This is a genomic window from Tenacibaculum sp. AWR4_210 (assembly GCF_056160945.1).
In genome coordinates this window covers 417,297-434,962 of the sequence record NZ_JBSWYF010000004.1, presented here as the reverse complement: position 1 = coordinate 434,962, position 17,666 = coordinate 417,297, and the positions used below count along the sequence as shown (strand labels likewise).

The 17,666-nt window shown below is 39.2% G+C and carries 22 protein-coding genes; 12 read left to right on the top strand and 10 right to left on the bottom strand.

The features are described from left to right. Nucleotides 1-125 precede the first annotated feature (125 nt). The 11 genes from ACXAG7_RS09905 to ACXAG7_RS09855 all read left to right on the top strand — a co-directional run bounded on the left by ACXAG7_RS09905 (nt 126) and on the right by ACXAG7_RS09855 (nt 9,856). Nucleotides 126-287 (top strand): class I lanthipeptide, encoded by a 162-nt coding sequence (locus ACXAG7_RS09905; protein WP_476666720.1) that lies wholly within the window; start codon nt 126-128, stop codon nt 285-287. Nucleotides 288-309: 22 nt separating this feature from the next. Continuing rightward, nucleotides 310-480, top strand: coding sequence for a class I lanthipeptide (locus tag ACXAG7_RS09900; RefSeq protein WP_408045126.1), 171 nt, complete (start codon nt 310-312; stop codon nt 478-480). A gap of 28 nt (nt 481-508) precedes the next feature. Beyond that, complete coding sequence (locus ACXAG7_RS09895; protein WP_408045125.1) at nt 509-682, top strand: class I lanthipeptide; 174 nt, start codon at nt 509-511, stop codon at nt 680-682. Between the two features lie 29 nt (nt 683-711). After that, nucleotides 712-873 (top strand): class I lanthipeptide, encoded by a 162-nt coding sequence (locus ACXAG7_RS09890; RefSeq protein WP_476666719.1) that lies wholly within the window; start codon nt 712-714, stop codon nt 871-873. Nucleotides 874-902: 29 nt separating this feature from the next. Further along, nucleotides 903-1,064, top strand: a complete 162-nt coding sequence (locus ACXAG7_RS09885; RefSeq protein WP_476666719.1) for a class I lanthipeptide — start codon at nt 903-905, stop codon at nt 1,062-1,064. 29 nt (nt 1,065-1,093) lie between these two features. After that, nucleotides 1,094-1,258 carry a class I lanthipeptide gene (locus tag ACXAG7_RS09880; protein ID WP_408045123.1) on the top strand — a complete coding sequence of 55 codons (165 nt, stop codon included), beginning with the start codon at nt 1,094-1,096 and terminating at the stop codon, nt 1,256-1,258. An 85-nt stretch (nt 1,259-1,343) separates the two neighbouring features. Continuing rightward, complete coding sequence (locus ACXAG7_RS09875) at nt 1,344-2,471, top strand: lanthionine synthetase LanC family protein (protein ID WP_476666718.1); 1,128 nt, start codon at nt 1,344-1,346, stop codon at nt 2,469-2,471. A gap of 13 nt (nt 2,472-2,484) precedes the next feature. Then, nucleotides 2,485-3,375 carry an LLM class flavin-dependent oxidoreductase gene (locus ACXAG7_RS09870; RefSeq protein WP_476666717.1) on the top strand — a complete coding sequence of 297 codons (891 nt, stop codon included), beginning with the start codon at nt 2,485-2,487 and terminating at the stop codon, nt 3,373-3,375. Between the two features lie 55 nt (nt 3,376-3,430). Continuing rightward, a complete protein-coding gene (locus ACXAG7_RS09865; protein WP_476666716.1) occupies nt 3,431-6,505 on the top strand; it encodes a lantibiotic dehydratase in 3,075 nt (1,024 codons plus the stop codon). Beyond that, a complete protein-coding gene (locus ACXAG7_RS09860; RefSeq protein ID WP_476666715.1) occupies nt 6,492-8,690 on the top strand; it encodes a peptidase domain-containing ABC transporter in 2,199 nt (732 codons plus the stop codon). Before ACXAG7_RS09865 ends, ACXAG7_RS09860 begins: the two co-directional genes overlap by 14 nt. A 2-nt stretch (nt 8,691-8,692) precedes the next feature. Further along, entirely contained in the window at nt 8,693-9,856 is a 1,164-nt protein-coding gene (locus ACXAG7_RS09855; RefSeq protein WP_476666714.1) for a lanthionine synthetase LanC family protein, read from the top strand. Between the two features lie 54 nt (nt 9,857-9,910). On the opposite strand, the gene ACXAG7_RS09850 is transcribed toward ACXAG7_RS09855, so the two are convergent. From ACXAG7_RS09850 to ACXAG7_RS09810, 9 genes are all read right to left on the bottom strand, one after another. Continuing rightward, a complete protein-coding gene (locus ACXAG7_RS09850) occupies nt 9,911-10,432 on the bottom strand; it encodes a hypothetical protein (RefSeq protein ID WP_408045117.1) in 522 nt (173 codons plus the stop codon). A 66-nt stretch (nt 10,433-10,498) separates the two neighbouring features. Continuing rightward, nucleotides 10,499-11,149 (bottom strand): DUF7151 family protein, encoded by a 651-nt coding sequence (locus tag ACXAG7_RS09845; RefSeq protein ID WP_476666713.1) that lies wholly within the window; start codon nt 11,147-11,149, stop codon nt 10,499-10,501. A gap of 5 nt (nt 11,150-11,154) precedes the next feature. Continuing rightward, the gene (locus ACXAG7_RS09840; RefSeq protein WP_408045115.1) at nt 11,155-11,787 is read right to left on the bottom strand and encodes a DUF7151 family protein; all 633 of its coding nucleotides are present in this window, start codon (nt 11,785-11,787) and stop codon (nt 11,155-11,157) included. A gap of 183 nt (nt 11,788-11,970) precedes the next feature. After that, on the bottom strand, nt 11,971-12,300 hold the full coding sequence (locus ACXAG7_RS09835; RefSeq protein WP_476666712.1) for a heavy-metal-associated domain-containing protein: 330 nt from the start codon (nt 12,298-12,300) through the stop codon (nt 11,971-11,973). Nucleotides 12,301-12,312: 12 nt separating this feature from the next. Further along, nucleotides 12,313-12,675: a hypothetical protein gene (locus ACXAG7_RS09830; protein WP_476666711.1), complete on the bottom strand. Its 363-nt coding sequence runs from the start codon at nt 12,673-12,675 to the stop codon at nt 12,313-12,315. A gap of 6 nt (nt 12,676-12,681) precedes the next feature. Next, nucleotides 12,682-13,656: a permease gene (locus ACXAG7_RS09825; RefSeq protein WP_476666710.1), complete on the bottom strand. Its 975-nt coding sequence runs from the start codon at nt 13,654-13,656 to the stop codon at nt 12,682-12,684. Then, nucleotides 13,656-13,901: a thioredoxin family protein gene (locus ACXAG7_RS09820; protein WP_408045111.1), complete on the bottom strand. Its 246-nt coding sequence runs from the start codon at nt 13,899-13,901 to the stop codon at nt 13,656-13,658. Before ACXAG7_RS09820 ends, ACXAG7_RS09825 begins: the two co-directional genes overlap by 1 nt. Before the next feature lie 87 nt (nt 13,902-13,988). Further along, the gene (locus ACXAG7_RS09815) at nt 13,989-14,576 is read right to left on the bottom strand and encodes a sigma-70 family RNA polymerase sigma factor (protein WP_476666709.1); all 588 of its coding nucleotides are present in this window, start codon (nt 14,574-14,576) and stop codon (nt 13,989-13,991) included. A 185-nt stretch (nt 14,577-14,761) separates the two neighbouring features. Next, nucleotides 14,762-15,772, bottom strand: a complete 1,011-nt coding sequence (locus tag ACXAG7_RS09810) for an NAD-dependent epimerase/dehydratase family protein (protein WP_476666708.1) — start codon at nt 15,770-15,772, stop codon at nt 14,762-14,764. A gap of 71 nt (nt 15,773-15,843) precedes the next feature. Here ACXAG7_RS09810 and ACXAG7_RS09805 point away from each other — a divergent pair, with 71 nt between their 5' ends. After that, nucleotides 15,844-16,281, top strand: coding sequence for a winged helix-turn-helix transcriptional regulator (locus ACXAG7_RS09805; RefSeq protein ID WP_476666707.1), 438 nt, complete (start codon nt 15,844-15,846; stop codon nt 16,279-16,281). A gap of 110 nt (nt 16,282-16,391) precedes the next feature. On the opposite strand, the gene ACXAG7_RS09800 is transcribed toward ACXAG7_RS09805, so the two are convergent. Continuing rightward, nucleotides 16,392-17,609, bottom strand: a complete 1,218-nt coding sequence (locus ACXAG7_RS09800) for a GTP-binding protein (protein WP_476666706.1) — start codon at nt 17,607-17,609, stop codon at nt 16,392-16,394. Nucleotides 17,610-17,666: the final 57 nt, after the last annotated feature.

Below are 17,666 nucleotides of genomic sequence, written 5' to 3'. Positions count from 1 at the left end.
GGAGAAAAGGCACCAGCAGGATCTTGTTTGTTATTGTCTTGTGACAAAGCATCAGAGCAATCAATTGAGCGTTAATCGCGCATCCCAAAAATTCACACAATAAAATAACCAAAAAACTAGAAACGATGAACAAAATCAACATCACCAAAGGATTGAAATTAAACAAAGAGGCAGTAACTAAATTACAAGACTCACAATTGGCAAACTTAAAAGGAGGAGCTGGAGAGAAGGCGCCAGCAGGATCTTGTTTGTTATTGTCTTGTGATAAGCAAGCTGTAGAAAAATAAAATAGCATTGAAAGAATAAACTATGAAAACAATCAAATTTAATTCGGAATTAAACCTGAATAAAAAGACGATTACTAAGCTTCACGACTCACAGTTGTCGCAGTTTAAAGGAGGCGCTGTAGTTGAAGCCTTGTCACAGTCATGCTACTTAATGTCTTGTGCAGGAGATAAAGAAGAAGCGATTCAACGCTAAAAATTATTAACCAAAAAAACTTAAAAAGATGAGTACTATCAAATTAAACAACGGATTAAAATTAAACAAAGAAGCAGTAACGAAATTACAAGATTCTCAATTGGCAGATCTTAAAGGAGGAGCCGGAGAAAAGGCACCAGCAGGATCATGTGTTTTATTGTCTTGTGACAAGTCAGCATCAGAGCAATCAATCGAAAGATAAAAATTAACTAACCAAAAAAACTTAAAAAGATGAGCACTATCAAATTAAACAACGGATTAAAATTAAACAAGGAAGCAGTAACTAAATTACAAGATTCTCAATTGGCAGATCTTAAAGGAGGAGCTGGAGAGAAGGCGCCAGCAGGATCATGTGTTTTATTGTCTTGTGACGGTCAAGCAGTTGAAAAATAAGAAGTAACTAACCAAAAAAACTAAAAAAAATGAGCACTATCAAATTAAACAACGGATTAAAATTAAACAAAGAAGCTGTAACGAAATTACAAGATTCTCAATTAGCAGATCTTAAAGGAGGAGCCGGAGAAAAGGCACCAGCAGGATCATGTGTTTTATTGTCTTGTGACGGTCAAGCAGTTGAAAAATAAGAAGTAACTAACCCAAAAAACTAAAAAAGATGAACACTATCAAATTAAACAACGGATTAAAGTTAAACAAAGAAGCTGTAACTAAATTACAAGATTCTCAATTAGCAAACTTAAAAGGAGGAACTGGAGAAAAAGCTCCAGCAGGATCTTGTTTGTTATTGTCTTGTGATAAGAAAGAGCAAATAGAGCGCTAGACAGTTATCAAATTTAGAAGGATAGTAGTAACCGGCTATCCTTCTGAATTTAACAATCGCAATTAATAATCTAAATATACTCGTTATGAACATCACCCAATATCTTTTAAACTACATACAGTCTACCAAATTTCAGTACATGGAATCAGACGGTCTGCTCAATGGAAATTTAGGAATGGTTTTTTACAATTTGATGCTCTACAGAATTTTTAAGAAGGAGTCGTACCTCACAAAGATCGAATACTTTTTAAAGATTGTTCTAGACAATGTAAATGACGAAAAATCATCCGTATTGAAAGACAGCAGCCTGGAAAATGGACTAAGTGGATTGGGGTTTGTATTGTATTTATTGCTTGAAGATGGTATTATCGACGATGCGTATGCAGATCAAATTGCGACAATTAATGAAGTGGTAAGCGCAGAAGCTCACCGATTGCTAGAAGAAAATAATTTTGACTTTTTGCGAGGACCAGTGGGGATCCTGCATTACCTGGCAACAGTAAATGCCAAAGAATATACCTGCGGAATCGTAGAAAAAATGTACGAAATATACTCGGCTAATAACCACGCCTTTTTTTATAACGAATCGCACTACCTAGAAGGAGTACACATAGGATATGCACACGGCATTTGTGCTATAGTGAAAGTATTGAACGACGTAGATTGTCCGAAATGTGCATTGATGATTACCGGTTTGTTAAAAAAGCTAAAAGAACTCATCGATAACAAGGAAATCTACCTGGAAGGAAAACGCTATTTTCTCCCTAGAAGTATTCACAAACCTTCGGTGTATCCTGAAGAGTTAAACTATCGTGCCGTACTGGCCTGGTCTAATTCTGATGTGAATTTTTCAACCTTAGTATACTCTTTAAAACCCAAGTACCTCACTCCTGAGCTCATGGCTTTGGCAGAAGAGATTGCCGTGTCAAGTGTTACCAGGAAACGAGAGGAAGAAACGAGAATAAAAGATCACCGCTTTTTTTACGGGAGTTCAGGGGCTTTAAAAATGTATACCAAACTTTATAGAAACACCAAAAATCAACAACTAAAACGAGCTGCCGACTTCTGGTATAAGAAGACAGTTAATTTTCTGTTAGACAATTCCAGTGAATCGCATCCTTTGAGTTTTCTAAACAATCTTCCGGGCACCACACTAGCCCTTTTAGAATACGAAATGCAAGTAGAAAGCGATTGGTCCGTATTAATGCTCTAAAAACTTTTATATCATGAGAAAAAATAGATTAGGAATACTCGAATTAGGGGAACGAGATAATAAAAATACACAACAGACACTGGTTGATATTGTGGCCTATGCAAGTGCTGCAGAAGCGATGGATTTAAAGCGATTTTGGCTGGCGGAACACCACACCAGCTCTACTTTAACATCTTATACGAACCCAGAGATGTTAATGACAATCATCGCAGGGAGTACAGAGAAAATCAAGGTGGGATCTGCAGGGTCCATTATCAATTATTATTCACCTTATACCTTGGCATCAAATTATAAATTTTTAAATAATTTGTTTCATGATAGAATAGATTTTGGCTTGTCAAAAGGGCATAATATCAATAAACTTAAGCACGATTTCCTCAATGTTGATAAATCCCAAAATCACTTCGAACTATTTCAAAAAAACATAGCGAGTATTCATAAGCTGTTTTACGAAGAACGCGAAAATTTAGAGGAGTTCGAAACACTTTTACCGCCTTTTTCGGGGAGTATTCCTCAAACCTGGTACTTGTCATCATCGTACAAACACCTAGACACCGCTCTGAAATACCGATTGAATTATTGCAGATCGCTAGTGCACGGTGACGATCTCTACGATAAGGATTACGGTATTGAACACCTGTTGAATTTTAGAAAAGATTTTTATAACAAGCACGGAGAGAATCCAACGGTGAACATCGCTATAGGGGTGAGCATAGACGAGGGTTCTCAAACCATCGAAAAAATGCAGTACAACGGTATGACCATTTTAAAACTCAGTACTGAGCGCTTAAGATCTTTAGTGAATACCTACTTTGATACCTATCAAATCGATGAGATCATTATTTACGACATCGAAAAAAACAATGAAAAGAAAATTGAAAATCTAGCTAAAATGGTAGCCTAAACAGGAGCGCTATCAACAAACTGAACTGAACCGAACCGAACTGAACTGAACCGATATGAAAAATTTAAGCCTATTTCCAGAAAAATTAGTCAGAGAGCCATTGTTCTCTCTGGGTGATTACCAAAATATACCTCGAGAAGAAGCGGCATTGGATACCTTTATTGATGCCTTGTATTCACAAGAACAATTTGCCGAGGCGGTATACCTAGCGTCTCCTTCTTTACACAGTGAGTGGGGAAAAGTAGTACGCAAAGAGAAAAAGCGAGGAAAAATCAATGATGCGATTTTAAAATATTACCTACGTGCGATATCCAATACGGTCCCTTTCGGACTTTTTACTTCCTATTCAGTGCTTGATAAGCAGCAAAAAACTCCTGGGTATCAACGCTATTCAACCTTGGATATGGAGTATTTATTACGCGTAATTCACCATTTACACGAATATCCTATAGTTAGAGAAAATGTGAGCCTTCGCAAAAACAATACCCTGTACAAAATTGGAGCTAGTTTTCGCTTTATCGAGCCGCAATACCAGGGAGGTAAAACGAGTTATACCCTGTCATCGGTAGATCGCGATCAGCTTATTGATTACCTGCTTGAGGAGTTGCAAGACGGTTTGAGTTTTAGACAGTTGAAAAAGCGCGTTTTAACGGTAGTGGAAGGCGTAGATCCGAAGGATGTGGAGGCTTATTTACGCGAGTTAATGGATTCAAAAATATACTTGAGCTCCTTGGAGTTGAGTCTAAATCAACCGAATCCGCTAGGGCAGTTGTTAGATTTCTATGAAGAATATCAAGACCTCATCGTTTCTGATTCGAAACTAGCCGGCGTATTTCAGACGCTAAAAACGGTGAGAGAACACTTGAGTAGTCTGGATAAAGCCGTGTTTAATACCAAAGAAAAATACGAAGCGATCTACAGCGTATTAAGGAGTATAGAGGTGCCTTTTGACAAGAAATACGTGATTAATTCTAATCTCAAAAAGCACCAGTCGACGGTGACCTTAGATGAGCAGGTTGATACCAAGTTATCGGGAGTACTAGGATTGCTGTCAAAGATATCAAAGAGTACTATCAAGCGAAAAAGTAATTTGGATCGTTTTAAAGAAAACTTTTACCGCCGTTACGAAGATGCCGAGCTCCCATTGGTTAAGGTGTTGGACAATGAGTTAGGCATTGCCTACCTTCCAAATTTGCAGGACGATGTGGTTTTTTCAGATCTAATTGATGACGTGACCATGCCAGCTGCTAAAAACACCGTGAGAGAGCGAAAAATAGATACGGAAATTCACGATTTTTGGATGAATTTGATGATGCAAACTCCAATTGGAGGCACCATTGACCTCAAAAAGGTAGATTTAGGAGCGTATAAAAATGTGCGCAGTCCTAAAAATGGGACTTTTGCCATGACCTATAGTGTACACGGTGATCAGTTATTTTTAGGGAAAGTAGGAGGAGTTTCAGGAGCGAATCTCTTGGGGCGATTTAGCAATACAGATCGAGAAGTTCAACGCTTGGTAAAAACGGTTGCGGAGAAAGAAAAAACACTTTTTAACGGAGCTATAACCGCTGAAGTAATGCATTTGCCAAATACGAGGTCGGGGAATATATTGATGCGACACGTGCAGCGAGATGCTGAGTTGAGCATACTTTCAAAAACAACGGAAGGCATGCCGACGATAGCTGTAAATGATTTGTATGTAAGTGTTAAGAGAAACAGGGTAGTATTGCGTTCTAAGCGAGAGAACAAAGAGGTGATTCCCTACTTAACTTCGGCTCAGAATTTCCACTACGATTCGTTGCCCTTGTATCACTTTTTATGTGATTTGCAAGATCAGGATCACCACAATGATTATTCTATTGATTTTGGCGGTTTTGCCATTCGCGATGTTGAAAATGTTCCGAGAATAAGTTATGGATCGGATATCGTATTGAGAAAAGCCTCGTGGTTGTTAAAAAACTCGGCCTATAAAAATCGCTTCGAATTATTAGAGGATTTGAAAAATAGAGCGGTGCCACGCTTTGTGTATATCACCGTGTTCGGAGAAGATAAAATGATCATCGATCTTCAAAACACCAATACGGCTAAAGTATTGTTTGATGAATTGTTAAAGCAAAAGACACTTCGAATTACAGAGTGTATATACGATGTAAATGAACCAGGAACTCGATTTGCAAATGAGTGTATCAGTATTGTTCAATCGGAGAATGACTATGCATTGCTCGCTAAAAGCACTCCAAAAGTAGCGCCGAAGGCCACAGAGGTAAAACGAAGTTTTATTTACGGAGATGAATGGGTGTATTTTAAGTTGTATACCGGTAGGATTACTGCCGATCAAATTGTCACTAAAAATATCGCGCTGATAGCGCAGAAATTGCAAGAGTCAGGGAAGATTGATAAATGGTTTTTTATCAGGTATGCAGATCCAGATTTCCATATTCGAGTGCGATTCCATCTCAAAGATCAAGCACAATACGGAGAGGTGTCTACGATTATCCATAGAGAACTAGCGACCTTGCTCGACGAGCATAAAATATGGAAGCTCGACCTGTCGACCTACAATCGTGAATTAGAGCGTTATCATTGGGAAAACATCGAAAGTTCAGAAACTATTTTCCACATTGATTCAGAGTTTACCGTGGCCTTGTTGAGAGGATTGAAGCAATTGCGACTAGGAAAGCGTTGGTTGTATATGTTGAAGTCTATCGATGACTATTTTAACTATTTAGGAATTGATTTAGAACGACGCCATAAAGTGATGAAAGCCATGTTTCAGAGTTTCTGGATCGAGTATGGGCAAGTGGCGAGCGTCAAAAAAGATGTCAATAGTAAATTCCGCAAGTACGATGCCGAGATTACAGCAGCAGTACAGGGAGAGCCCTCAGATTTCTCCGGACTGTACGTACAGCGATTGAACGCCTTAAAAGCGGTTGAGCTGACTCCAGCGGCTTTTGAAAAACGCGAAGAACTCGTTCGCAGTTATATTCACATGCACGTCAACAGAATTATTCAAGCCAATCCGAGATTTCACGAATTAATAATTTACGGATTGTTAGAAAGGTACTACAACAAGCAGCTCGGAAAATTAAAATACAGTAACAAAAAAACCATTCAGAATGAAACTTACTAGACAATACGATAAAATGGATTGTGGCCCATCTTGTTTAGCGATGGTTGCTAGCCACTACGGAAAAGAAATATCTCTCAGTGATTTACGAGAAAAGTGTTTTATTACCAAAGAAGGAGTATCGCTACTCGGAATTGATGAAGGGGCCAAGAGCCTTGGATTTGAAACGCTTTCTGGAGCGATGACTTTGGAAGATTTAAAAGAGATGGATTTCGAAAATTACCCTTGTATTATCCATTGGAATAGCAATCACTTTGTGGTTTTAAAAGGGTATGAGAAAGGTACGTTTGGAACGAAAAAGAAGTGGAAAATAGCAGATCCAGGTCATGGATTTATAAGTTTGGACGATGAGAAGTTTGCAAAATCTTGGTTGGGAGAAAAGGAACAGGGAATCATCTTTTTCCTCAAGCCCACGGAAGCCTTTTACGAGCGTGAGTTCAAGCAAAAAGATAAGCTTTCTCTCAAGTTTTTTCTGAGCTATTTTAAACCGCACAAAAAGAAATTAGGCATCGTTTTTTCGCTTATGCTGCTGGGGAGTTTAATCAATATGATATTTCCGTTTTTAGCGCAGTATTTGATCGATAGAGGAATAAACCAGAAAAATGTAGATTATATTCAGTTTATCCTGTTCTCTCAATTGAGTTTGTACCTAGGAGTCATTGTAATTGAGATTTTGAGAAACTGGTCGCTCCTCGTGGTAGGAACCAAAATAGGAATACAAATTATTTCGGAATTCCTACTTAAAACATTGGATTTACCACTGCGATTTTTTGATTCAAAGCTAGTAGGCGATTTTCAACAGCGCATCCAAGACAACGATCGCATTGAGCAGTTTTTGACATCTCAATCGATTACGACATTTTTCTCAACGATTACCTTTTCGGTGTTTTTTGTAGTGCTGGCGTATTATAATGTGACCATAGTACTCATATACTCTTCGCTGACAGTCCTGTCTATTTTATGGTCAAATTACTTTCTTAAAAAACGAAAAGTACTCGACTATCACCGATTTGTTGAAAATAGTAACTCTCAAGAAACAGTTTATGAAATTCTCAACGGTGTCACTGAAATGAAACTGAACAGTTTTGAAGATTATAAATGTGAGCAATGGAGAGGTGTGCAAAACAAGCTTTTTGAAATCAACTTAAAGATTTTGCGCCTCGATCAGATCCAAAGTTCTGGATTTAATTTTATCAATCACGTAAAAAATATAGTCGTGTCTTTTTATACAGCACTCTTGGTAGTGCAAGGTGACATGACCCTCGGAGCCCTGTTGAGTATCTCGTATATTATTGGAATGATGAATTCACCTGTCGATCAACTCATCGTGTTTTTGAGATCGCTGCAGGACGCAAAATTGAGTTTGGCTCGATTAAATGAAGTACAAAATGAGGATCCTGAGGAGCAAGAAAATTATCAGGAATTACAATTGCATACGACGCAGTTAAACCAAGGAATCAAATTGAGCAATGTGTCTTTTCAATACGAAGGTCCTCGTTCTCCCTATGTGCTTGAAGATATAGATATGTATATCCCTGATGGGAAGGTAACTGCCATAGTAGGAGCTAGTGGAAGTGGAAAAACAACACTGATGAAACTGTTGTTGAGGTTTTATGACTCTGTAAGTGGTCATGTGAGTTACAACGGGCAAAACATACTTCAAGTTTCTCCAAAGAGTATCCGTGAAAATTGTGGAGTAGTGATGCAAGATGGCTTTTTATTTTCCGATTCAATTGCTAGAAACATCGTTATGGCTGATACAGAAATTGATGAGGAACGATTGAAGATGGCCACAAAAATGGCAAATATTGACGGGTATATCGAATCGTTACCTCAAGGATATGAAACGACCATTGGAGCTGCCGGAAGTGGATTGTCAGGAGGGCAAAAACAACGCTTACTGATTGCCAGGGCTATTTATAAGGATCCGCATTACGTATTTTTTGATGAGGCAACTTCTGCCTTAGATGCGGAAAATGAAAAAATTATCCACCATAACTTATTTCAATTTTTTAAGGGCCGTACGGTAGTGATTATTGCACACCGACTCAGTACGGTAAAAGACGCAGATCAAATTGTGGTGTTGAACAAAGGAAAGATTAGTGAGGTAGGAAGCCACGATGAGTTGGTGAATAAGAAAGGAGATTATTTCAGTTTAGTTAAAAATCAATTAGAATTAGGAAGCTAGTTATGGATACAAAGGAACTTATTAAAGAAATCGAAGTAAACTTAGCAGAAAACAAAGCGGTGTTTACCTCTATGGGAGTATTGAACGGATTGGCAGGTGTATCACTGTTCTATTATTACCAAAATGACATGGACAAAAGCATGGAGGTGTTACACGATGCCATGAAAGGACTTAACGATGAGTACAAAGGGTACGATATCGTTGCCGATATTATCGATATTGCCAATTTGGTCGACTTTTATGCGAGTCAAGGCTTGTTGAGTAGAGAAGAAGCAGAAGGATTTATCAGTAGTAATGATACAATTTTGGAGGAGCTTTTAATGGAGAGCTTGGACGAGAATAACTTAAATCCTATTGCAGGTAGTTTAAAGTACGCCAATTATTTTGTACTCCGCGAAAAGAGAAATCCAGGGAGTTATCAACAACTGCTGAGCAAGGTATTTGAAAAAGTACAAGAACTCGCACGTGAAGATGCGAAGTCAGGAGGTATTTATTGGGTATCGACGATCCCGAGAGGAGGTAAGTTCTTAGTAGAATTAGGGATAAAGCACGGTATTATGGGAATTGTCGATTTTTTGGTGAGCTTATATCAATTAAAAATCGAAGAAAACCAAGTATACGATTTGATTAAGGGCGCAATGATTTTTATGGAGGCGCAAAAGAACCCAACGGGAATGCCAGTATTTCCATTTTGTGCCGATGAGGTGCAGAAAAAATCTTCTTTTTCCTTTGGGTTGGTATATGGCGACCTCGGTATTGCCTATGGAATTTTACGCGTGGTGAATTTCTGTAATATGGAAGAGTACCGACCGCTCGCTACTAATTTAATTCAGGAAGTTGCGAAGTTTAAAGATGACGAAGGCGTACACGTAACCGATGCTAATTTGTTTTACGGAGTATTGGGAATCGCATCGCTCTTTCAAAAAATAAAAGAAAATAGTGATATCGAAGGGTTAGAGGAAACCATTGCTTATTGGGCTTCCAAAACCAAGGAGTTTAAATCAGAAACCACTGCATGGGCAGGTTTCGATACAACGTTTAATAAATTCGATACCAACGCACAGTTGTCCTTGTCACACGGGATTGCTGGAATTGGAATCGCACTCATGAATTTTCAGGATCAGTCAAATTTTGACTATATGCATTTTTTAGGCTATACGTTCTAGTAGCCATTTAGTTCAGTTCAAATTCCCTTGAGTAAGGTTCAGTACTCGGGGGAATTATCTAAAATCAGGACTGTACACTTCTTCTACAAGCCCGAATTGTTGTTCGAGAAACGCTGTTGTCTTTTGGGCAAGCTCCTTAGTATCTAAGGAAACTAACAATTCTTTTTCTGTGTGTTTATCATTTAATAAGGTTACATCGTAACGAGCATAGCTGATGCTATGGTCTGGTTTGGCATCAGAAAACCAAGCTGACTTTTGACGCTTATTGAGCTCTAGTACGGTCACTTTCGTCTTGTCTGTGAGAGAAATTTTCTTTTTGAGTAAACAATGTGATCTAAAATACAAGCCTCGATACAAATTGTTATCCGATTTGAAAACTCCTCGTTTCGTGCATGCTAAGCAAATTAATGCTCCTACAACTAGGAATAAAAGTACCGCCAAGACCGTGAATTTTGGGGCGTTGTTGTCGACCAACAAAGAAACGGCTTTCAAGGAAATAGCCCCGCCAATAACGACGGTCAGTTGAATGCGTTGATGCATGGTAAAACGCCATTCGAGTATCAGTGGTGTATTCATAGTGTTTGGAAATTTATAAAAAGGCACACTAAGTTATTTTGCAACAGCTTAGTGTGCACGCTGTACCTATTTTTTTTGCGTTAAAATAAGTTCTGTTTTTTTTGACAGAAAAACAACTTTCGAAGAATTAGATGCTGCTTTTAATCCTAATCCTAGCATGAATTCGCCGTTAGGAAAGGCATCGATCAATTCGTCCGATAAGAGGTTTTTATAGGTCGTACTAGTTGTTTTGATTTCTGAACCAGGGATTTTACGCCAGGTATATCCAGCGTAAAGATAGGTAATGGCTTCAACACTTGCGTCTTCTGTACGAATGTTTGTACTGTATTTGATAGAAGTAAGATTGCTCCAATTGCGCTTGTCAAATTTGACGATAGCGGGGTATTGGTTTCCTGTCGTACTTGAGGCCCCAGTAGCTCCACCATTGTCATTGTGTATCAAAATACGGGTGGTTTTACTTATGGGATCGTCAATGCCATCGCATACGTATTTAACGTCTGAAATTTCATCTTCACTCAGTTGATTGTCACTGTTCTGGTCAACACCTGCAGTAATTTTAACTCCGCCATAAGGACAATGAGGGCCTGCAATTTCTTTTGAAATGACGGTCAAGGAATTTTTTCCATTGGCACCATCTATCCCGTCATTGGCTTGGCATGAAAAGAGCAATCCGAGAGATAAGCACAGTACACGTAACGTTGTTTTTGGTATCATCATGCTGCTTATCGTTTTATAATTAACTCTGCTTTACGGCCCATGTAAACTGTGGTACCATTGTTTTGAGTACGCATTCTTAAACCGAGGGTAATTTCTTTTTCTGGGAGTTCTGCAATGAGTTCAGGAGAAATTAATAAGGTTCCTGGGTAGCGAGTGCTATTGGTTTTAAGGGTACTTTTAGCAATTACTTTATCGTCGGTCATATTGACGAGTTCAACGTAACATGTATTCGACGATTTTTCACTGTAGGCCCAAGCAACATAGCTAATAGAAGTTGCATTTTTCCAGTGCCTCTTGTCAAATTTGAGAATTTCACCAAAGACGCGACCTTCTTCTAAGCTGGTTCCAGAGGCTCCACTACCACTGCTAAAAAGGACAATGCGGTTTTCGTCTTGAAAATCGCTGTTGTAACCATTGCAGACATAGGTAGTTGATTGTACTTCATTCGGGTCAAGGGTGTGGTTGGTATTACTATCCAGTCCCGTTTCGATTTTTACACCACCGTAATTACAATTACTTCCAGCGGCTTCATCGGTTAATTTTGTAAGGCTACTCACACCTGGTGCACCATCGGCACCATCATTTCCAGAGCAGGCAGTTAGTGAGGCCAAAAGCCCGGCAATCACAAATTTCTTCATAATACTTAATTTTATAAAATAGTTTGTGCTATGAATGGTAAAAAGAATTCAAAAGAGGTAAGCAATTTTTTTTCATAGCAGGGCAAAGATACGGAGAAAGTTCCTTGCTAAAGATGACAATGTGTTAAATAAACCAACTTTTGAGAGTACAGTTTGCAGGTTCTCAAAAGTTGGTGATTCCACTTACGGAAGAACTCGGTAAGGAGTTTGGTTAATAGCGCGAATAATATTGGCTTCTTTGGTGTGGTTACGGTCAAACCAAACAGTAATTTCTCCGGTGTCGGTTTGGGAAGTCGATTTGATAAATCCGGGAACTTCTTTGAGGGCGTAATTAACGATACTGGTGCAGCAAGACTTGGTATACCCTTGCAAACGGAAGGTTTTTTTACTGATGTTCGTGTTGTTATTGAGTTCGTGTACAGTTTTTGGGAGCCTTTGCTCTTTTTGAGGAGCCTTGCAGCTCATACTGAACACTAGGAGGAACATACTTAGGTAGTTCTTGTTGATTTTCATATGGTTTGATTTTTAATTGAAGAAATAGGGTAGGATGGAGAAGCCAACGGTTAAGGCAGCGACAATCCACAAAAATAATTTCGATGAAAAAAAATGGATGCTTTTGGTTTCCAGCTTACTCAATTCCTTTTTAGGAGTGCCTGTATTTATTTCACAACAGGCTTGTGGTGTTGGCGGGAAATAAGCACGGTATAGGTTGTAGCTAACTATTAATAAACTTCCTGTAATTTGGTAGGGTTTAATGCTTGCAAGCCAAACTAACTGGGCTGCAGTAGCACCCAACATTCCGGCCAAGGCCAACAGAGGGCCCACACAGCAGGTACAGGCTAATAGTGCGGTAGCTACGGCGCCTATGGATGATAATAAGGATTTCATAGATGATTAAAATAGTTGGTTAAACAAAAAACCTGAGAGTATCATACCTAAACCTATGGTGGTAAAAAAAGCGATGATTAATGGTTTTTTCATAACTTTCTTCAATAGTAAGGCTTCGGGTACTGATAGGCCTATCGCAGCCATCATAAAAGCAATGGCAGTTCCTAAAGGCACTCCTTTGTTGACTAATGAGTCGATAATAGGAAGTATACCCACGGCATCGATGTACAGAGGGATTGCGGTGATGACGGCAATAGGAACCGCAAAGGGATTCGATTTTGAAATGTACTGTTCAAAAAAGGATTCAGGAACGTACCCGTGGATAACCGATCCTATGGCGAGCCCTATAAAGATATAGGGAATCAGTTTTTTTAGGGTCTGGATCACTTCTCGGTGGATTTCAGGAAATCGAACGAGAAAGGGACGATGGTCAGTGGTATTCGTCGTTTCTGAAACTGCTAAATTTTGTACCCAGTCTGCGAGGTATTTTGACATCCCCATGGCATCCAAAACGATTCCTCCGATAATTCCCAAGACGATGCCTGATAGTACGTAAATGACTGTTACTTTCCAACCATAGGTTGCCCAGAAAATGGCGATGGCAATTTCGTTCACCAAAGGAGAGGTTATCAGAAAGGACAAAGCGATACCTAGGGGAATTCGAGATTGCATCATACCGACGAAGAGCGGTATCGATGAACAAGAACAAAAAGGGGTGATGGCACCTAATAAGGACGCTAGGATATTCCCCAGCCCTGATTTTTTGTGTTTTTCCAGAAACAATCGAATCCGATTCATAGGGAGGTAGCTGGTAAGTATCCCCATCAAATAGGTGACTAAAATGACCAAAACCACAATTTCACTGAATCCGATGATGAAAAAATGCAGGGCATTTGCCAGTAAGGAGTCCGTATCGAATCCGAGCCAGTCAAACACGAGTAGGTCCGCAAAAGCTGTTAAAATCGTTACTAATTTTTCCATTATGAGGCTTTTAATAAGGTTGTCAAATCAGTGTCGGATTGATAGTGCTTGTACGGATATACTTTTTGGTCAATGACTAAAGCTGGGAACTCTGTTGTACCGTAAATGAGTGTGTCTTGCATTTCAGAGAATTCCTCAATATGAACAGAGAGGTCGTGTTCGTTTGCAAGCCTTTCCAATTGATTTTTAATGAAAGAATTTCTTGCACAGCAAGAAGCGTGTAAAATCTTGATATTGATTTTCATAATAATGGTTTTAAGTTAAACTTTATTATGAAGTCTGTGTCTGTATGCGAAAAGACACATTTTTTTTCAGATTTTTTTTGAAGTTACTTAAAATGAGTGTTTTTGAAGTGCTTGTTGAATGTCATGAAGCGGCTGGCAATGCTCTTTGATGGTACAACTGACCATGTTTCCTTGTGCGTCATAGTGTAAATTACAACAGGAAACAAAGAGTTCTTTGAGTTGTTGACGACCTCGTTGTATACGCATTTTTGTGGCAGAGAGACCGAGTTTGAGTTGTTGGGCTACGGCTTTTTGAGGGAGCCCATCAATATCACTCAAACGCAGAGGCAGTGCGTATTTTTCAGGGAGCAAGGATAGCATGGGAACGATATAATCGGCCACGGCAAGTACTTCCGTGTCTTCATCTACCTCCTCTGTGAATAGTTCGTCTTCCCGATACGAAATTTGGTGCTTTTTAAAATAATCGTAGATGGTATTTCTGGTCAATTGGAAAAGCCATGCTTTGAGGTGCTGTACTTGTGTAGACTTTTGATGTGCTAAGACCAGTTGAAGCATAACCTCTTGAACGAGATCTTCGGCAATGACGGGGTCCTGAACTTTTTTTAAGATATAATGTTTCAGGTAATCGTAAAACTCTTGAATTAAGGCTTGTATGTTACAGCACTCTTTGGACATATCAACGGGAATCTACTGCAAAATTAAGAAGGAACTCCTAATAACAACTCAAAAAAGTATAGAATTGTTCAATACATCTGTTTGACTTCTCTATACTCAGATAACGATAAAGATTAAGTTGTTTCCATTGAAAAAAAGAAATACAGCGCGGGGAGCTATATTTCTTTTTATTCGAACTGATAGACTCAATCGCGTTTTGCCAGGATGGTACTCACAGAGGCAGCAGTATCTAAAATCATTGTTTTAAACGGAATCGGTTCCCAATCAAATAAAGTTTTGGTAGTCGAGATATCTGCTTCGTATTTTTTTCCTACGTAGGGAAGCATCCCTTTCATTTCACTGTTAAAATTAGCGAGTAGTTTTACCATAAAAGTAGGAGCCATACTGGTGCTTACGCGCTGATAACCTTCCGATTTTAGTAATTGAATCACTTCTTGGTAACTATGAGCCCTATCGGTTGCTACAACCAATCGCTGTCCCTTAGCACTTTCATTTTCTAAAGCCAAAGCGTGAATTTTAGCAACGTCGCGAACATCTGACATATTGATACTGGCGTGTATCATCTGCTTAAGTTGTCCTGTAAGAATGCGTTTAAAGAGCGTCATCGATTCACCAGAAAGATTGTCAGATAAACTAGGACCGTATACAGGACCAGGATGTATAGTTACCAGTTCCATTCCGTGCGTATTGGCAAATTCCCAAGCGCTTTTTTCAGCGAGTGTTTTACTTTTTAAATAGGCAGTAGCGTGTTTGGCTGTTACATCTGTCCAACTTTGTTGGTCAATGTGTTCATCTCCTGAAACTGACCCGAGCATGGCTACCATAGAAGAGGTAAGTACCACCCGTTTGATACCAGCCTTGTGCGCTGCCTTTAAGGCTCTTTGCGTTCCCTCCACTGCCGGTTTGATCAGTTCGTTTTCGTCTTTTGGTATTTTTGAGAAAAACGGAGAAGCTACATGCATTAAGAAATCACAATCTTCGGCGGCTTCATCCCAACCCGTATCGCTCAATAAGTCTAATGTGCAAAAGCTAAGTTTTCCTTTCGGATCAACTTCCTTTTCGATAATGGCAGTGATGGCAGCAGCTTTTTTTAAACTTCTGAGTGAACCTTTCACTGCATAACCTTGTTTTAAAAGGGCTACAGCACAGTGCTGACCTATATAGCCCGAAATTCCTGTTAATAGTACTTTTTTCATTTACTTTTATTTTGCAAGCAAAGTTATATTTATTACTTTTGTTTTGCAAGTAATAATTTAAATTTTTGAAAATGAACGACTTTTTTCGCTGTAAATGTCCTGTAACTTCGGCGTTGGACGTGATAGGAGATAAGTGGACCTTGGTAATTATTAAGCAGATGTTGTTTGAGGAGAAAAGTACTTTTAAGGATTTTGTAGAGAGCCAAGAACATATTGCGACCAATATTTTAGCCTCTCGGTTAAAAATGTTGGAGAAGTTTGAGATTGTTGAAAAGGGGACGCGACCGAATAATTTAAAAGTAAAAGTGTATACATTAACGGATAAAGGCATAGGCCTGATTCCTATCCTGATTGAACTAATGCTTTGGAGTAAAGACTATATTCAAGATTTTCATCCGGGATTAAATATCGATACGCGATTGGAAGGGGTACGGGAAGATAAAGCGAATTCGTATAAACAAATTGCCGCTACTTATGAGGCCTTTAAAAAAGGATTGTCGGTAGTGTAGTATGTGTTTTTAACCGTATACTCTATGAACTGGAGTTATGATAATAGGGGAATCTCAGCCTAGATATACATACCTTGAAAATTCAAATGAACTTTCAAGGTAGTTGAAATCTAGTGCATAGGATAAGCGCGTTCCACTGGCCAACGATCTTCGTATCCTGTTTTCCATGATTGGGTAGTCAATTCTTGATCGGTAGCTAGGCAAGCGTCGAGGTTGGCAATAATCTCTTCTTGGTCTAGGTTTTGTCCTATAAAAACCAATTCGTTTTTTCGATCTCCAAATTCTCGGTGCCAATCTTTTTCGATATGCTGTTGGTTTTCAATAAAAACGGCATTACGCGTGCGTTGTTCAAAGTTCATGCTACTCCACCAAACACCTGCGCTGTCGGCTTTTAAGGAACCACCTGCTTGCCCCCAAACAAGAGCTTGTTCAGGTCTAGAAGCGATCCAAAAAAGTCCTTTACTGCGAATGATATTATCGTGGAAGTCTTCTTGAATATAACGGAGAAATCGTTCTGGATCGAACGGTTTTTTACTTCTGTATACAAACGACCCAATTCCGTATTCTTCGGTTTCTGGAGTATGAGAGGGTTTATTCAGCTCTTCAATCCAACCAGCACTCTGTTCTGCCTCCTCAAAGTTAAACAGTCCAGTATTTAAAATTTCACTGGGATCAATCTTACTGTAACTCGTTTCGAGTATACGTGCTTTGGGATTTAATTTTTGCAAGGTCGCTTTGAGTACGCCCAAGTGAACTTCGGTTACTAGGTCTGTCTTATTGAGGATGATTACATCGGCAAATTCCACCTGGTCCGTGAGTAAATTGACGATGGTTCTGTGGTCGCCTTCAATATCGGTAAGGTCACGGTCCATCAAAAGTTCAGGACTTCCGAAATCGTTAAAGAAATTATAAGCATCGACCACGGTGACCATGGTATCTACATAGCTAAAACGAGACAGGTCAATCCCGTTTTCTTCGTCAACAAAAGAAAAGGTTTGCGCTACCGGAACGGGTTCGCTGATTCCAGTACTTTCAATAAGTAAGTAGTCAAAACGGTCTTCTTTTGCCAAGCGTTCTACCTCAACCATTAGGTCCTCCCGTAGGGTACAGCAGATGCAACCATTACTCATTTCTACTAATTTCTCTTCTGTTCTGGAAAGAGCATTTTCGTTTTTGACTAGGGCTGCGTCGACGTTTACCTCGCTCATATCATTCACTATAACAGTGACTTTAAGTCCTTGTTTGTTGTGAAGTACATGGTTGAGTAAGGTCGTTTTACCGGCTCCTAGAAAGCCGCTTAAGACGGTTACAGGTAATTTGCGATTCATGATGTGAGTTTTTGTACGGGGTAAAATTAAGGATTATACTCACTAAAAGCAACTTAG

What these genes read in the sequence shown, in the direction of transcription:
- ACXAG7_RS09905 (WP_476666720.1), top strand. Translation starts at nt 126, where the DNA reads ATGAACAAAATCAACATCACCAAAGGATTGAAATTAAACAAAGAGGCA.
- ACXAG7_RS09900 (WP_408045126.1), top strand. Translation starts at nt 310, where the DNA reads ATGAAAACAATCAAATTTAATTCGGAATTAAACCTGAATAAAAAGACG.
- ACXAG7_RS09895 (WP_408045125.1), top strand. Translation starts at nt 509, where the DNA reads ATGAGTACTATCAAATTAAACAACGGATTAAAATTAAACAAAGAAGCA.
- ACXAG7_RS09890 (WP_476666719.1), top strand. Translation starts at nt 712, where the DNA reads ATGAGCACTATCAAATTAAACAACGGATTAAAATTAAACAAGGAAGCA.
- ACXAG7_RS09885 (WP_476666719.1), top strand. Translation starts at nt 903, where the DNA reads ATGAGCACTATCAAATTAAACAACGGATTAAAATTAAACAAAGAAGCT.
- ACXAG7_RS09880 (WP_408045123.1), top strand. Translation starts at nt 1,094, where the DNA reads ATGAACACTATCAAATTAAACAACGGATTAAAGTTAAACAAAGAAGCT.
- ACXAG7_RS09875 (WP_476666718.1), top strand. Translation starts at nt 1,344, where the DNA reads ATGAACATCACCCAATATCTTTTAAACTACATACAGTCTACCAAATTT.
- ACXAG7_RS09870 (WP_476666717.1), top strand. Translation starts at nt 2,485, where the DNA reads ATGAGAAAAAATAGATTAGGAATACTCGAATTAGGGGAACGAGATAAT.
- ACXAG7_RS09865 (WP_476666716.1), top strand. Translation starts at nt 3,431, where the DNA reads ATGAAAAATTTAAGCCTATTTCCAGAAAAATTAGTCAGAGAGCCATTG.
- ACXAG7_RS09860 (WP_476666715.1), top strand. Translation starts at nt 6,492, where the DNA reads ATGAAACTTACTAGACAATACGATAAAATGGATTGTGGCCCATCTTGT.
- ACXAG7_RS09855 (WP_476666714.1), top strand. Translation starts at nt 8,693, where the DNA reads ATGGATACAAAGGAACTTATTAAAGAAATCGAAGTAAACTTAGCAGAA.
- ACXAG7_RS09850 (WP_408045117.1), bottom strand. Translation starts at nt 10,432, where the DNA reads ATGAATACACCACTGATACTCGAATGGCGTTTTACCATGCATCAACGC.
- ACXAG7_RS09845 (WP_476666713.1), bottom strand. Translation starts at nt 11,149, where the DNA reads ATGATGATACCAAAAACAACGTTACGTGTACTGTGCTTATCTCTCGGA.
- ACXAG7_RS09840 (WP_408045115.1), bottom strand. Translation starts at nt 11,787, where the DNA reads ATGAAGAAATTTGTGATTGCCGGGCTTTTGGCCTCACTAACTGCCTGC.
- ACXAG7_RS09835 (WP_476666712.1), bottom strand. Translation starts at nt 12,300, where the DNA reads ATGAAAATCAACAAGAACTACCTAAGTATGTTCCTCCTAGTGTTCAGT.
- ACXAG7_RS09830 (WP_476666711.1), bottom strand. Translation starts at nt 12,675, where the DNA reads ATGAAATCCTTATTATCATCCATAGGCGCCGTAGCTACCGCACTATTA.
- ACXAG7_RS09825 (WP_476666710.1), bottom strand. Translation starts at nt 13,656, where the DNA reads ATGGAAAAATTAGTAACGATTTTAACAGCTTTTGCGGACCTACTCGTG.
- ACXAG7_RS09820 (WP_408045111.1), bottom strand. Translation starts at nt 13,901, where the DNA reads ATGAAAATCAATATCAAGATTTTACACGCTTCTTGCTGTGCAAGAAAT.
- ACXAG7_RS09815 (WP_476666709.1), bottom strand. Translation starts at nt 14,576, where the DNA reads ATGTCCAAAGAGTGCTGTAACATACAAGCCTTAATTCAAGAGTTTTAC.
- ACXAG7_RS09810 (WP_476666708.1), bottom strand. Translation starts at nt 15,772, where the DNA reads ATGAAAAAAGTACTATTAACAGGAATTTCGGGCTATATAGGTCAGCAC.
- ACXAG7_RS09805 (WP_476666707.1), top strand. Translation starts at nt 15,844, where the DNA reads ATGAACGACTTTTTTCGCTGTAAATGTCCTGTAACTTCGGCGTTGGAC.
- ACXAG7_RS09800 (WP_476666706.1), bottom strand. Translation starts at nt 17,609, where the DNA reads ATGAATCGCAAATTACCTGTAACCGTCTTAAGCGGCTTTCTAGGAGCC.